The 12359-nt window shown below is 64.7% G+C and carries 15 protein-coding genes; 2 read left to right on the top strand and 13 right to left on the bottom strand.

Annotated features, from left to right (window positions below; translation table 11 throughout):
* Window positions 1-278: 278 nt before the first annotated feature.
* The 3 genes from RFM98_RS12515 to tesB form a co-directional block, all read right to left on the bottom strand.
* Window positions 279-1568, bottom strand: coding sequence for an ammonium transporter (locus tag RFM98_RS12515; RefSeq protein WP_320309286.1), 1290 nt, complete (start codon window positions 1566-1568; stop codon window positions 279-281).
* Window positions 1569-1662: 94 nt separating this feature from the next.
* The gene (locus RFM98_RS12520; RefSeq protein WP_127865987.1) at window positions 1663-2001 is read right to left on the bottom strand and encodes a P-II family nitrogen regulator; all 339 of its coding nucleotides are present in this window, start codon (window positions 1999-2001) and stop codon (window positions 1663-1665) included.
* A gap of 249 nt (window positions 2002-2250) precedes the next feature.
* On the bottom strand, window positions 2251-3114 hold the full coding sequence (gene tesB / locus RFM98_RS12525; protein WP_320215683.1) for an acyl-CoA thioesterase II: 864 nt from the start codon (window positions 3112-3114) through the stop codon (window positions 2251-2253).
* Between the two features lie 103 nt (window positions 3115-3217).
* Between tesB and RFM98_RS12530 the strand changes: the two genes are divergently transcribed.
* Window positions 3218-4495 (top strand): ubiquinone biosynthesis hydroxylase, encoded by a 1278-nt coding sequence (locus RFM98_RS12530; protein WP_320309287.1) that lies wholly within the window; start codon window positions 3218-3220, stop codon window positions 4493-4495.
* A 249-nt stretch (window positions 4496-4744) separates the two neighbouring features.
* Here the strand turns inward: RFM98_RS12530 and RFM98_RS12535 are convergent, their stop codons facing one another.
* The 3 genes from RFM98_RS12535 to RFM98_RS12545 all read right to left on the bottom strand — a co-directional run bounded on the left by RFM98_RS12535 (window position 4745) and on the right by RFM98_RS12545 (window position 5999).
* A complete protein-coding gene (locus tag RFM98_RS12535; RefSeq protein WP_320309155.1) occupies window positions 4745-5278 on the bottom strand; it encodes a hypothetical protein in 534 nt (177 codons plus the stop codon).
* A 143-nt stretch (window positions 5279-5421) separates the two neighbouring features.
* Window positions 5422-5778 carry a YciI family protein gene (locus tag RFM98_RS12540; protein ID WP_320309156.1) on the bottom strand — a complete coding sequence of 119 codons (357 nt, stop codon included), beginning with the start codon at window positions 5776-5778 and terminating at the stop codon, window positions 5422-5424.
* Window positions 5775-5999, bottom strand: a complete 225-nt coding sequence (locus tag RFM98_RS12545) for a hypothetical protein (protein WP_320309157.1) — start codon at window positions 5997-5999, stop codon at window positions 5775-5777. The genes RFM98_RS12540 and RFM98_RS12545 overlap by 4 nt, the downstream gene beginning before the upstream one ends.
* 216 nt (window positions 6000-6215) lie before the next feature.
* On the opposite strand from RFM98_RS12545, the gene RFM98_RS12550 reads away from it, so the two are divergent.
* Window positions 6216-6641 carry an OsmC family protein gene (locus tag RFM98_RS12550; RefSeq protein WP_127229047.1) on the top strand — a complete coding sequence of 142 codons (426 nt, stop codon included), beginning with the start codon at window positions 6216-6218 and terminating at the stop codon, window positions 6639-6641.
* 119 nt (window positions 6642-6760) lie between these two features.
* Here the strand turns inward: RFM98_RS12550 and RFM98_RS12555 are convergent, their stop codons facing one another.
* The 7 genes from RFM98_RS12555 to RFM98_RS12585 form a co-directional block, all read right to left on the bottom strand.
* Window positions 6761-7390: a YceH family protein gene (locus RFM98_RS12555; protein ID WP_320309158.1), complete on the bottom strand. Its 630-nt coding sequence runs from the start codon at window positions 7388-7390 to the stop codon at window positions 6761-6763.
* Between the two features lie 80 nt (window positions 7391-7470).
* Window positions 7471-8250, bottom strand: coding sequence for a succinate dehydrogenase iron-sulfur subunit (locus RFM98_RS12560; protein ID WP_320216821.1), 780 nt, complete (start codon window positions 8248-8250; stop codon window positions 7471-7473).
* Window positions 8250-8684 (bottom strand): DUF3052 domain-containing protein, encoded by a 435-nt coding sequence (locus tag RFM98_RS12565; protein ID WP_320309288.1) that lies wholly within the window; start codon window positions 8682-8684, stop codon window positions 8250-8252. The genes RFM98_RS12560 and RFM98_RS12565 overlap by 1 nt, the downstream gene beginning before the upstream one ends.
* A 2-nt stretch (window positions 8685-8686) precedes the next feature.
* On the bottom strand, window positions 8687-10519 hold the full coding sequence (gene sdhA / locus RFM98_RS12570) for a succinate dehydrogenase flavoprotein subunit (RefSeq protein WP_320309159.1): 1833 nt from the start codon (window positions 10517-10519) through the stop codon (window positions 8687-8689).
* A 4-nt stretch (window positions 10520-10523) separates the two neighbouring features.
* Window positions 10524-10919, bottom strand: a complete 396-nt coding sequence (sdhD, locus tag RFM98_RS12575; RefSeq protein ID WP_320309160.1) for a succinate dehydrogenase, hydrophobic membrane anchor protein — start codon at window positions 10917-10919, stop codon at window positions 10524-10526.
* Window positions 10916-11341 carry a succinate dehydrogenase, cytochrome b556 subunit gene (gene sdhC / locus RFM98_RS12580; RefSeq protein ID WP_320309161.1) on the bottom strand — a complete coding sequence of 142 codons (426 nt, stop codon included), beginning with the start codon at window positions 11339-11341 and terminating at the stop codon, window positions 10916-10918. The genes sdhD and sdhC overlap by 4 nt, the downstream gene beginning before the upstream one ends.
* Window positions 11342-11627: 286 nt before the next feature.
* A complete protein-coding gene (locus RFM98_RS12585) occupies window positions 11628-12122 on the bottom strand; it encodes a hypothetical protein (protein ID WP_320309162.1) in 495 nt (164 codons plus the stop codon).
* Window positions 12123-12359: the final 237 nt, after the last annotated feature.

Here is a 12359-nt window from a genome sequence, read left to right on the forward strand (position 1 = left end):
AATCCAGGTACGAAACCACGGGGCCAACGTTTCATGCCGGCGCGATCAAGTGACTGTGATCGAAAGCCTGCATGGGCAGCAGCCTGACAAAAAGGGAGGCCCGGAAGGTCGTTCCGGGCCTCAAGGCGTGAGCCCCTTTTGAGAGCATCACGACGGGATCTTGGGAGGGAAAATCCGGGCCGGCGGGAGGAGGATCCGCCGGCCCTTGGCCGACGCAATTCCAGGAAAAGTGTGAAACGGTTTTCCGTCCGGAATTGCGTCAAGCCAGAGAAGCTTCCTTACGGCACCACTTCGCCGTGCTGAGTGACGTCGAGGCCTTCGACCTCTTCCTGGGTGGACGGACGCAGGCCGACCAGCGCCTTGACGATGTAGAGGATCACGAAGGTGGCGATCGCCGTCCACAGGATGGTGAAGGCGATGCCGTAGAGCTGCTTGCCGATCGAAGCGTCCTTGCCGAGCGCGTTGATGGCCGGATCGGCGAGCGCGCCGGTGAGCAGGGCGCCGACGATGCCGCCGATACCATGCACGCCGAAGGCATCGAGCGAGTCGTCATAGCCGAGCGCATGCTTGAGCTTGACCGCCGAGAGGTAGCAGATGACGCCGGCGAGGATGCCGACGATGAAGGCGCCGGTCGGGTTGACGAAGCCGGAGGCCGGCGTCACCGCGACGAGGCCCGCGACAGCGCCCGAGATGATGCCGAGCACCGAAGGCTTCTTGGCGACGATCCATTCGGCGAACATCCAGGCCAGCGCCGCCGCGGCGGTGGCGACCTGCGTGTTCATCATCGCGGCGCCGGCGAGGCCGTCGGCCGCCAGTTCCGAACCGGCGTTGAAGCCGAACCAGCCGACCCACAGCAGCGAGGCGCCGATCACCGAATAGACGAGGTTATGCGGCGCCATGTTGGTGGTGCCGTAGCCCTCGCGCTTGCCGAGAACGAGTGCGCAGACCAGGCCCGCGACACCGGCGTTGATGTGGACGACCGTGCCGCCGGCGAAGTCGAGAACGCCGGCCGCGGCCAGGAAGCCGCCGCCCCACACCCAGTGCGCGATCGGCGCGTAGACGAAGACCAGCCACAGGCCCATGAAGAGGAGCAGCGCCGAGAATTTCATGCGCTCGGCGAAGGCGCCGGCAATCAGCGCCGGCGTGATGATGGCGAAGGTCATCTGGAACATCGAGAAAACGAATTCAGGAATGTTCGCCACGCCCGGCAGCCAAAGGGTCGAGACCGTGATGCCGTGATGGAAGAAGCGCGAGAAGCCGCCGATATAGTTGTTCAGGCCGGCGGAATCGTTGGTGGTGAAGGCCAGCGAATAGCCGAACATGAACCACAGCACCGTCACCAGGCAGGTGATGGCGAAGCTCTGCATGATGGTGGCGAGCACGTTCTTCTTGCGCACCATGCCGCCGTAGAACAGCGCCAGGCCCGGGATGGTCATCATCAGCACCAGCGCCGTCGAGGTCAGCATCCAGGCGGTGTTGCCGGTGTCGAGCGCGGGCGCCGGCGCGGCCGGCGCCGCGGCGGTGGCTGCCGGGGCGGCTTCCTGCGCGATGGCGGCGACGGTGCTCATGGCCAGGAGCGCGAGCGAAGCGGCCGCGCGTCCCGTCGTCTTGAAGGTGGAAGGAATATTCATTGAACTCTCCGTTGGAATTTCTGGTCGCCGCTCAGAGCGCGTCGGTGTCTGTTTCGCCGGTGCGGATGCGCACCGCCTGGTCGATGCCGAAGACGAAGATCTTGCCGTCGCCGATCTGGCCGGTCTTGGCGGCCGAAGTGATGGCTTCGACGGCCTTGTCGACCAGGTCGGCCCCGACCGCGACCTCGATCTTGATCTTGGGCAGGAAGCTGACCGCGTATTCCGCGCCGCGATAGATTTCCGTGTGTCCCTTCTGACGCCCGTAGCCTTTGACTTCGGTGACGGTCAGGCCCTGGATGCCGACGGCGGTGAGCGCTTCGCGCACCTCGTCGAGCTTGAACGGCTTGATGATTGCCATCACGATTTTCATAAGGTTTCACCCTTTGCTGTTGCGGTCCCCCGCGTTTGCACACCTTCACCGATCCCGAGGAGAGCCGGAGAGTGCCCAATAGGATTCAAGCTCCGTGCCAATTGCCGAAGCAGGGTGTTAACCTGTTGTAAATAAAGGGAACGGACGGCCCACGCACATTGTTTGTGCGCAAACGCATCGAGCTATCTGCTTAAAAAATAGGCAAAAATTCGGAAATGCCTACTTAGCAGGCTTTGACCAGAAGCGGGCTCAGCGTTTGAGACGGATAAGGCCTTCCTGGGCGACCGAGGCGATGAGCGTGCCATCCCGCGCGAACAGCGAACCGCGCGTGAAGCCGCGCGAGCCTTGCGTCGACGGACTGTCCTGATTGTAGAGGATCCAGTCGTCCAGCGAATGGCTGCGGTGGAACCACATGGCGTGGTCGAGGCTGGCCGCCTGGATGTCGCGGTCGAAGATGGCGCGGCCATGCGCGAAGGTCGAGGTGTCAAGCAGCGTCATGTCCGAGAGATAAGCAAGCACCGCTGCCTGGATGGCGCGGTTTTCCGGCACCGGGCCGGTGGTGCGGATCCAGATATTCTGCTCAGGCTCCAGCTTCTCGCGGCTTGTGTAGTGCTTCAGCATCACCGGTTTCATCTCGATCGGCCGGTCGCGCTCCCAATAGCGCCTGATGCCTTCCGGCACCGCCTCGCCGAACTTGCCCAGCAGCTCGCGCTGGGACAGCAGCGTGTCGGGCGCCGGCACATCGCGCGGCATCGGCAGCTGGTGTTCGAGGCCCACCTCATCCTGCTGGAATGAAGCCTCCAGCGAGAAGATCGCCTGGCCATGCTGGATCGCCACCACACGGCGCGTGGTGAAGGAGCCGCCGTCGCGGATGCGATCGACCTCGTAGACGATCGGCAGCTTGGTGTCGCCCGGCCGCATGAAATAGCCGTGCAGCGAATGCACGTGGCGTTCCGGCTCCACGGTGCGCTGCGCGGCTACCAGCGCCTGGGCGATGGTCTGGCCGCCGAAGACGCGTTGCCAGTCGACCTTGGGGCTGCGACCACGATACAGATTGTGTTCGAGCTGCTCGAGGTCGAGAATGTCGAGAAGCTCGTCCATGGCCGCTGTCATGTTTGAAATCCTTCAAAGATGTGCCATGGCCGGTTTCGGACAGGACGCGCATGCAGTCAAGGCCGCAGACGGCAGCCGGCCGAAGCCGCGAAAGGATGATGCCATGGTCGACCGCAAGCCGGATGCAACAGGGACCAATGGAAACCGCGAGGCGCCGCTCGACGTGCTCATCGCCGGCGCAGGCTATGTCGGCCTCACCGCCGCCGTGTCGCTGAAGCAGGCACGGCCCGGCCTCGCCATCGCCATCGTCGACGCCGCCCCTGCAGGCGCCTGGCAGCGCGACGGCCGTGCCTCGGCCATCGCGGCGGCCGCCAGCCGCATGCTGGAACAGCTCGGCGTCTGGCGAGAGATCGCGCCGGAAGCACAGGCGATCACCGAAATGATCATCACCGACTCGCGCGCTGCCGACCCGGTGCGCCCGGTGTTCTTGACCTTCGACGGCGAGGTGGCGCCCGGCGAGCCCTTCGCCCACATGGTCGCCAACCGCGACCTCAACGGCGCGCTGCGGCGGCGCGCCGCGAAGCTCGGCATCGATATCATCGAAGGCATGGCCGTCAGCGCCTTCGATACCAACGGCGCCGGCATCACGGTGCATCTTGCCGACGGCGCGACGCTGAAGGCGCGGCTGCTGATTGCCGCCGATGGCGTCAACTCCAGGCTGCGCGACATGGCCGGCATCAAGACCGTCAAATGGGAATACGGCCAGTCCGGCATCGTCTGCACGGTGGCGCATGAGCGTCCGCACAACGGCCGCGCCGAAGAACATTTTCTGCCGGCGGGCCCCTTCGCCACGCTGCCGCTGAAGCCGGACAAGGATGGCACCAACCGCTCGTCGATCGTCTGGGTGGAGCGCACGCAAGACGCACAGGCGCTGGTCGAGGGCGACGAGTTCGTCTTCGAACACGATCTGGAGCAGCGCTTCGGCCTGAAGCTCGGCGAGATCCGCGTTGCCGACAAGCCGCGCGCCTGGCCGCTTGGCCTGACGCTCGCCCGCGCCTTCGTCGCGCCCCGCATCGCGCTCGCCGGCGACGCCGCCCACGGCATCCACCCGATCGCCGGCCAGGGCCTCAATCTCGGCTTCAAGGATGTCGCGGCATTGGCCGAAGTCGTGGTCGAGGCCGATCGGCTCGGCCAGGACATCGGCGCCCTCGACGTGCTCGAGCGCTACCAGCAGTGGCGCCGCTTCGACACGCTGCAGATGGGCGTCACCACCGACGTTTTGAACCGGCTCTTCTCCAACGACATAGGCCCGCTGCGCGCCGTGCGCGACCTGGGCCTTGGCCTCGTCGAGCGCATGCCGAGGCTCAAGGACTTCTTCATCCGCCAGGCCTCGGGCCTGTCGGGGGATACTCCACGGCTGTTGAAGGGCGAGGCGATCTGAACACTGTAGCGCCCTGACGCGCGGCCTTCGTCATCCTCGGGCTTGACCCGAGGATCCATGCCGTGACGGTTGCCGAAGGGCGCAGCGGAGCAGAATTCTTAACCGTTGCAACGCCTTAGCGTCACGGCATGGATCCTAGAGTCTGCGCGCGTCGCTTCGCTCCTTGCTCCGCCCTAGTATGACGATGCGAGAGGCGTTTCGCGTCAATCGCCGAGGCCGGCGACCTGACCCCTTGTGACGCAGAGAAACTTAGTTCACCTCGAAACCCAGCTTCTGCCGCAGCCTCAGCATCCGCTGGTCGGCGATCTTGAGGCTCTGCTCGCCGCCCTGCTGCGCGACACGGTTCAGCATCCTGAGCAGATCGTCCCGCTCGTGCGGATCGAGGCGCTCGCGCAGGAACGGCGCCAGCTTGTCGATGACGATCGTCGTGTCGTCGACCTGCGAGGTCGCCCATTTGGCGTAGACCACGGCCTCATCGGTCTTCTTTTGACTGTCGGCGATCTGCGAGATCACCTCGCGGATGACCGCCTCGCGCTGCGGCAGGACCGGGCCGTGTTCCGAAACGATCGCGGTGATCAGTGTCGCCGCGGCCACCACCGGATCGTCGATCGCCGTCAGCGGTGACAGCGCGGCCTGGTTGCGCAATTTCTTGCGGCGCATGTTGCCCTGAACACGTCCGACGACGTCGGCAACCTCACGCGCCGCGTCGCTCATGTATTTCAGCCGGTACCACCAGATGGCGGCCGCTCCGAGCAAGCCAAGGATAGCGATCAGGAAAGGCATGCCGAATTCCCCCGAAATCGCGGCGACGATAAGAGAACCGCGGCTCCGCTTCAACACGCAACGGTTGCGGTGGCGAAGAAACGCTGAAGATTTCCCCTCAGAACGCTTCGACCGTTCCGGATCCTGTCCTTGAGCGGCGGCGGTTATGACCCCGGTACGTCGTAGATCGCCCGGACCTCGACCGTGCCGAGTTCGGCCAGCGGAATGCCCCCGGCAAGCTTCAGCGCCTCGGTAAGGTCCGCTGCCTCGACCATGACGAAGCCGAGCAGTTGTTCCTTGGTCTCGGCGAACGGCCCGTCGGTCACCAGCGCCTTGCCCTTGCGCCGCCTGAGCGATTTCGAGGTCTTCACCGACTGCAGCGCCTGCGCGATGATCAGCTTGCCCTGTCGGTCGAGCTCCCTGTCATAGGCGAGCGAGTCGGCATCGAGCTTGGCCGCGCGCTCAGGGGTCAGCGCATAGAGATCCTTTTCCTCGCCATAGACCAGCAGGACATATTTCATTTCAGGTTCCCTTCCGTCGATGCGTTATAGGGGGCGAAGGCGACGGTGTCAGTTTTGCTTGCCGTTGCCGCATGATCGAGCAGACATGCCGCGACACCGATGATGGCGATGGCCGCGGCCAGCCGACCGAAGCCGGGCGACGGCGGATCCAGCCAGAACTCTTCCGATTGCTGGGCTTTTCGCCCCGGCTTTCGCCAGATCACGAGAAACAGATTGTCCATCCTAATCTCCATCGGCCGTAAGTGGCCGCCCGCAGGACGGCCGGGCCGATGGGAAGTCGACATTTTTGCACGCGCATTTTTTCGAGAAATTTTCGAAGTGCGTCGCGCAAGCACAATCATATCAAGCCACGGATGGTCTTCCGGCCCGCCCGCGCTATAGTTCGACAGAACGTCGGCGCCCGCCGGCGAGAAACCCCGACGCGCAGGAGGAATTTCATGGACCGCACCGCAAACGCCGTCTGGAAAGGTAATCTGAAGGAAGGCCAGGGCACGCTCGACACGCAGAGCGGCACCTTGAAGGGTACGCCCTATTCGTTCAAGGCGCGTTTCGAGGACGAGAGCGGCAAGTCCGGCACCAATCCGGAAGAGCTGATCGCTGCCGCGCATGCCGGCTGCTACGCCATGCAGCTGTCGCACTTCCTGGCCGAGAACGGCACCCCCGCCGCCGAGCTCGACGCCAAAGCGGTGGTGACGCTGGTCCCCGGCACCGGCATCACCGGCAGCGCCATCACCCTGGTCGGCAAGGTACCTGGCATCGATGCCGCGAAATTCAAGGAACTGGCCGAGAAGGCCAAGGCCGAATGCCCGGTCTCGAAGGCGCTTGGCGCCATCAAGGTCTCGCTCGACGCAAGGCTGGGGTGATCAGGCGCATATTTGGCTAAGGTCGCGATCCTTCACACTCCCCTCTGCCCTGCCCATCCTCCGCGGAGGATGGGCAGGACAGAGGGGGGCGCCTCGCGCCAACGTTTCTGGCGAATGGACTACGCGCCCAGCGCCTCGATCTTCGCCCGCAACGCCGCGACCTCTTCCTCCAGCACCCGCACGCGCGCTTCGAGATCCACATCCGCAGCTGTCGCCGCCGGCTGCCACGGCGCCGCCACCGCTGTCGCTTCCACCGGCCCGCTCAAGAGATGGACATAGCGCTCCTCGCGCTGCCCGGGCGCGCGTTCCAGCAGTTGGATCAGCGGCGGCCGGCGGCCGATCATGAGATCGAGATTGTCGCGAAGCTCCTCGATCGAGGCAAAGCGCGCCATGCGCTCCGAACGGGCAAGCAATTCATGCGCCGTCTGCGCCCCGCGCAGGAGCAAAAGGCCGATAACGGCGATCTGCGGCGTGGTCAGCGAAAAGCGCTGCGCCATCAGATGCTCGTAGCGCTCGACGCGCGAGGCGAAGGCCTGGCGCACCAGCCCTTTCTGCTCGAGCGAGCTCAGCGCCCGCCTGATCTCCGCCAGTTCCAGCGCCATCACCGGTTCGCGCGCCGTCTTCTGGTTGGCGGCCTGATGCGCGCCATTGAGCGTCAGCGGGTAGACGTCCGGTGTCAGCTCCTTCTTCTCGATCAAGGAACCAAGCACACGGGCTTCGGTGGGAGAGAGGACGGGGAGATCGGTCATTGGGTTTGCTATCCTTTCTGAGGGCTGGCGGGACAGCACCCGCGAAGGATCGCTACGTACGAACTTGAACCGCTAGGCTCCTAAACCCTTCTCTCCACCATCATCTTCTTGATCTCGGCAATAGCTTTCGCCGGGTTCAGCCCCTTCGGGCAGGTCTGCGCGCAGTTCATGATGGTGTGGCAGCGATAGAGCCGGAACGGATCTTCGAGATTGTCGAGCCGCTCGCCCGTCGCCTCGTCGCGACTGTCGATCAGCCAGCGATAGGCCTGCAGCAGGGTGGCCGGGCCGAGATAGCGGTCACCATTCCACCAGTAGCTCGGGCAGGACGTCGAGCAGCAAGCGCAAAGGATGCATTCGTATAGCCCGTCGAGCTTCGCGCGGTCCTCGTGGCTCTGCAGCCATTCCTTGGCGGGCGTCGGCGACACCGTCTGCAGCCACGGCTGGATCGACGCGTGCTGGGCATAGAAATTGGTGAGGTCGGGCACCAAGTCCTTGATCACAGCCATATGCGGCAGCGGGTAGACCTTGACCGCGCCGGAAATGTCGTCGCAGCCCTTGGTGCAGGCCAGCGTGTTCGAGCCGTCGATATTCATGGCGCAGGAACCGCAAATGCCCTCGCGGCAGGAGCGGCGCAGCGTCAGCGTCGGGTCGATCTTGTTCTTGATCCACAGCAACGCGTCGAGAACCATCGGCCCGCAATCGTCCATGTCGACGAAATAGGTGTCCATGCGCGGATTCTCGTCATCGTCCGGCGACCAGCGATAGATGCGGTATTCCCTGAGGTTGGTCGCGCCTTCCGGCTTCGGCCAGGTCTTGCCCTGCTGGACCTTGGAATTCTTGGGAAGCGTGAGTTCGACCATTACCTGCGGTCCTTTCGGATGACGAGCTTCAGCCCGGACCAGATTTCGTTCACGGCGGCGACCTTGACGTCGACGAGATCGCGCTTCAGCGCCTCCGACCGGATGACATCCTCGGTGACGTCGGTCGGCACCTTCGAAGCCTTCTTCGGCCACGAGACCCAGACCATGCCGTCGCGCCTGATCGCCGTCTCGATGCCGGACAGGCCGTCCTCGATCTCGGCGCGCTGCCGGGTGAAGGCGTGCACGGCGTCGTATTTCTGGCTGCCCGAGATCGCCGACCACTCCGCGAGCCGATCGACGCCGGCAAAGGAAACGGCCTCGGTCAGTTCATCGAGCTCCGGCGGCAGCGCGATAAAGGCGGCGACCATGCCGTCCTTCAGGCCGAGCTTGGCCGGAAGAGGCGTGCCGGAATATCCCGTGGCCGCCTGCGCCATCATCAATACACCCTGGCCTTCGGCGCGATCTTGGCGAGGTTGATGCCGCCGTCCTTTTCCGCCAGCAGCGGCTCGGTGTGCACCGGCCGATAGGTCAGCGCCACCTTGCCGTCCTCGCTCAGATGGGCAAGCGTATGCTTGCGCCAGTTGGCGTCGTCGCGCTTGTCGAAATCCTCACGCGCATGCGCGCCGCGGCTCTCCTTGCGCGCCTCGGCGCCGTAGACCGTGGTGATGGCGTTGGCCATCAGGTTTTCCAGCTCCAGCGTCTCGACGAGGTCGGAATTCCAGATCATCGAGCGGTCGGTGACCTTGATGTCCTTGAGCTCGCCCCAGAGTTCCGAAATGCGCTTGCAGCCGTTCTCGAGCGATTCCTGCGTGCGGAACACGGCGGCGTCTTCCTGCATGGCGCGCTGCATTCTCTCACGCAGCACCGCGGTCGGGATCGAGCCGTTGGCGTGGCGCAGGTGATCGAAGCGCTCCATGATCTTTTCGACCGAAGCTTCGTTGGGCGACGGGATCGCCGACTTGCGGTCGATCACCTTGCCGGCGCGGATGGCGGCCGCCCGCCCGAACACGACGAGGTCGATCAGCGAGTTCGAGCCAAGCCGGTTGGCGCCATGCACCGAGGCGCAGCCGGCCTCCCCGACCGCCATCAGGCCGGGCGAAACGCGGTCGGGATTCTCGGCCGTCGGGTTGAGCACCTCGCCCCAGTAATTGGTCGGCACGCCGCCCATGTTGTAGTGCACCGTCGGCAGCACCGGGATCGGCTCCTTGGTGAGGTCGACGCCGGCGAAGATCTTGGCCGATTCCGAAATGCCCGGCAGCCTTTCATGCAGCACCGCCGGATCGAGATGGTCGAGATGCAGGAAGATGTGGTCCTTCTTCTTGCCGACACCGCGGCCCTCGCGGATCTCCAGCGTCATGCAGCGCGAGACCACGTCGCGCGAGGCAAGGTCCTTGGCCGACGGCGCATAGCGCTCCATGAAGCGCTCGCCCTCGGAATTGACCAGATAGCCGCCCTCGCCGCGCGCGCCTTCGGTGATCAGGCAGCCGGCGCCATAGATGCCGGTCGGGTGGAACTGCACGAACTCCATGTCCTGCAGCGGCAGCCCGGCACGCGCGGCCATGCCGCCGCCGTCGCCGGTGCAGGTGTGCGCCGAGGTGGCCGAGAAATAGGCGCGGCCGTAGCCGCCGGTCGCCAGCACCACCATCTTGGCCGAGAAGCGGTGGATGGTGCCGTCGTCGAGGTTCCAGGCCATGACGCCGGTGCAGGTGCCGTCCGGCTCCATGATCAGATCGAGCGCGAAATACTCGATGAAGAACTGCGCGTTGTTCTTCAGCGACTGGCCGTAGAGCGTGTGCAGGATGGCGTGGCCGGTGCGGTCGGCGGCGGCACAGGTGCGCTGCACCGGCGGACCGTCGCCATAGTTCATCATGTGGCCGCCGAACGGCCGCTGGTAGATCTTGCCCTCTTCGGTGCGCGAGAACGGCACGCCGTAATGCTCGAGCTCGTAGACCGCGGCCGGCGCCTCGCGCACCATGTATTCCATGGCGTCGACATCGCCGAGCCAATCCGAGCCCTTGACGGTGTCGTACATGTGCCACTGCCAGGAATCCGGGCCCATGTTGGAGAGCGAGGCGGCGATGCCGCCCTGCGCCGCGACGGTGTGCGAACGGGTCGGGAACACCTTGGTGATGCAGGCGGTGCGCAATCCCTGCTCGGCCATGCCGAGCGTGGCGCGCAAGCCGGCACCGCCGGCGCCGACGATCACGACGTCGAATTTGTGGTCGACAAAAGTGTAAGCGGAAGCCGTGTTGTTTGCGTCCTTGGCCAAGACTTCAGCCTCCGAATGCCAGTTTGAGCAGGGCAAACAGCGAAGCGACGCCGACTGCGACTGCGAAGAAGGTGTTGAGAGCGATCAGCGCCAGTTTCATGCCTTCGCCATGCACATAGTCCTCGATGATGACCTGCATGCCGAGCCGCATGTGGTAGAGGCCGGAGATCAGCACCAGCGCCAGCACCAGCGCCACGAAGGGATTGGCAAGCGCCGCTCGCACTTCCGTGTAGCCGTGGCCGTTGACCGCGATCAGGAAACCGACGAAGAACAACAGCAGCGGGATGTTGGCGATCGCCGTCAGCCGCTGGCGCCAGAAATGCTGCGTGCCTTCGCGCGCCGAGCCCAGGCCGCGCACCTTGCCGAGCGGCGTGCGCATATCGTTATTGTTGCCGCTCATGCCAGGCCTCCCCGCGCCATGTAGCCGGCGATCCAGATCAAAAGCGTCAGCACGATCGAGCCAGCGAGCGTCGCCCAGGCGATCTTCGAAGCGGTGTGTTTTTCCAATCCCGCCCCGGTGTCCCAGACGAGGTGGCGCAGTCCGCCCAGCATGTGGTGCATCAGCGCCCAGGTGTAGACGAACAGAACCAGCCGGCCGAGCCAGGAACCGAAGGCCCAGTCGACCCGGTCGAAAGCGGCCTGCGAGCTCGCAGCGGCGATCAGCCACGCCGCCACCAGCAGCGTGCCGAAATAAAGCGCGCCGCCGGTGATGCGATGGATGATCGACATCGTCATCGTGATCGGCGGCCGGTAGATCGACAGATGCGGCGAGAGCGGCCGTTCACGTCTGGCAACTGCGCGGGTGGCTGGTGATTTGCTCATGGCTCCCCCAGTACGGCATCCTGGAGCCGCGATGGAATGCGGCGTTTGCCGCCCGCATATATGGCTCCGGACAGCCGGTTTCTAATGCTCTTTTTGCACCGCGTCAAAGCCGGAAAATCGTTTTGGAAACATCATTTAGTCTGACAAATTGGCGGCTGCGCGCTTCAATCGATTAGCGGCTGTTTTGAAGCCGGCGCAGGCTTCGCTGCAGTGCGGTATTCTCATCTGTACGGGCAAGTCCCGGGGTGTGCTGTCAGGCCGGCGGGACCTGAATGGCAGCGCGCCCTCAGCGCTTGCAGGTTTGCGGCGTCGATCCCCGCTTCATCACCAACGCCTCGCGTCCGTCGATCACGATTGCGTCATGCGTCGCAGCCTCCTGGTAGCGGCTGCTCTGGTTGGCGGGCGAAGCCGCAAACTCCTCGGCCGTGCCATCCGGCCGGACCACGCGCAGCGACGCGCCGAGATTTTGGATGGTGATCATGCCGCCATTGCCGCATCTGTAGGTGGCCGTGCCGATACCGGATCGCGGCACGGTAAGGTCGGTGATGGTCTTGGTTGTGGGTGGCGCAGGCGTTGCCGGTGTCTTGGCCGTTGCGGATGCCGGGGGTGTTGCCGGTATCGGCGGCGCCCCAGCTGCAGCGGACTGCTGGGTTGGCGCGGGCAAGACCGGCGGCGGCGCGGCATTCGCCGCCTTCGGCGCGTTGTCCTGCGGCACGCAGGCCGCGGCCGCGAGAAGCAGTGGGATCGTTATCGACACCCGAACCGTATGGCCAAAGCTCATGCGCTGCCCCTTTCGTGCGCGGCACGCTACAGCAATTCCAGGGAAAGTGTGAAACGGCTGGGCTCGGCGCATTCGCCGTAGCCTTCCGTCCGGAATTGCGTCAAACGCTCTAGCCATGCGGCGCCCCAAGATCAAGTTCACCCAGAGTCAGCCCGGTTCCGCCTCCAACTCCCCCTGGGAAACCGGCCCCGGAAATTAACCATGTTCCTTAAGAACCGGCGTCGAAGGACGCCCGCC

This window comes from Mesorhizobium australafricanum, from assembly GCF_033977265.1.
Classification (GTDB): domain Bacteria; phylum Pseudomonadota; class Alphaproteobacteria; order Rhizobiales; family Rhizobiaceae; genus Mesorhizobium; species Mesorhizobium australafricanum.

Bases quoted from the DNA above. Each gene is read 5' to 3' on its own strand.
- RFM98_RS12515 (WP_320309286.1), bottom strand. From the start codon at position 1,568: ATGAGCACCGTCGCCGCCATCGCGCAGGAAGCCGCCCCGGCAGCCACC.
- RFM98_RS12520 (WP_127865987.1), bottom strand. From the start codon at position 2,001: ATGAAAATCGTGATGGCAATCATCAAGCCGTTCAAGCTCGACGAGGTG.
- tesB (WP_320215683.1), bottom strand. From the start codon at position 3,114: ATGACAGCGGCCATGGACGAGCTTCTCGACATTCTCGACCTCGAGCAG.
- RFM98_RS12530 (WP_320309287.1), top strand. From the start codon at position 3,218: ATGGTCGACCGCAAGCCGGATGCAACAGGGACCAATGGAAACCGCGAG.
- RFM98_RS12535 (WP_320309155.1), bottom strand. From the start codon at position 5,278: ATGCCTTTCCTGATCGCTATCCTTGGCTTGCTCGGAGCGGCCGCCATC.
- RFM98_RS12540 (WP_320309156.1), bottom strand. From the start codon at position 5,778: ATGAAATATGTCCTGCTGGTCTATGGCGAGGAAAAGGATCTCTATGCG.
- RFM98_RS12545 (WP_320309157.1), bottom strand. From the start codon at position 5,999: ATGGACAATCTGTTTCTCGTGATCTGGCGAAAGCCGGGGCGAAAAGCC.
- RFM98_RS12550 (WP_127229047.1), top strand. From the start codon at position 6,216: ATGGACCGCACCGCAAACGCCGTCTGGAAAGGTAATCTGAAGGAAGGC.
- RFM98_RS12555 (WP_320309158.1), bottom strand. From the start codon at position 7,390: ATGACCGATCTCCCCGTCCTCTCTCCCACCGAAGCCCGTGTGCTTGGT.
- RFM98_RS12560 (WP_320216821.1), bottom strand. From the start codon at position 8,250: ATGGTCGAACTCACGCTTCCCAAGAATTCCAAGGTCCAGCAGGGCAAG.
- RFM98_RS12565 (WP_320309288.1), bottom strand. From the start codon at position 8,684: ATGGCGCAGGCGGCCACGGGATATTCCGGCACGCCTCTTCCGGCCAAG.
- sdhD (WP_320309160.1), bottom strand. From the start codon at position 10,919: ATGAGCGGCAACAATAACGATATGCGCACGCCGCTCGGCAAGGTGCGC.
- sdhC (WP_320309161.1), bottom strand. From the start codon at position 11,341: ATGAGCAAATCACCAGCCACCCGCGCAGTTGCCAGACGTGAACGGCCG.
- RFM98_RS12585 (WP_320309162.1), bottom strand. From the start codon at position 12,122: ATGAGCTTTGGCCATACGGTTCGGGTGTCGATAACGATCCCACTGCTT.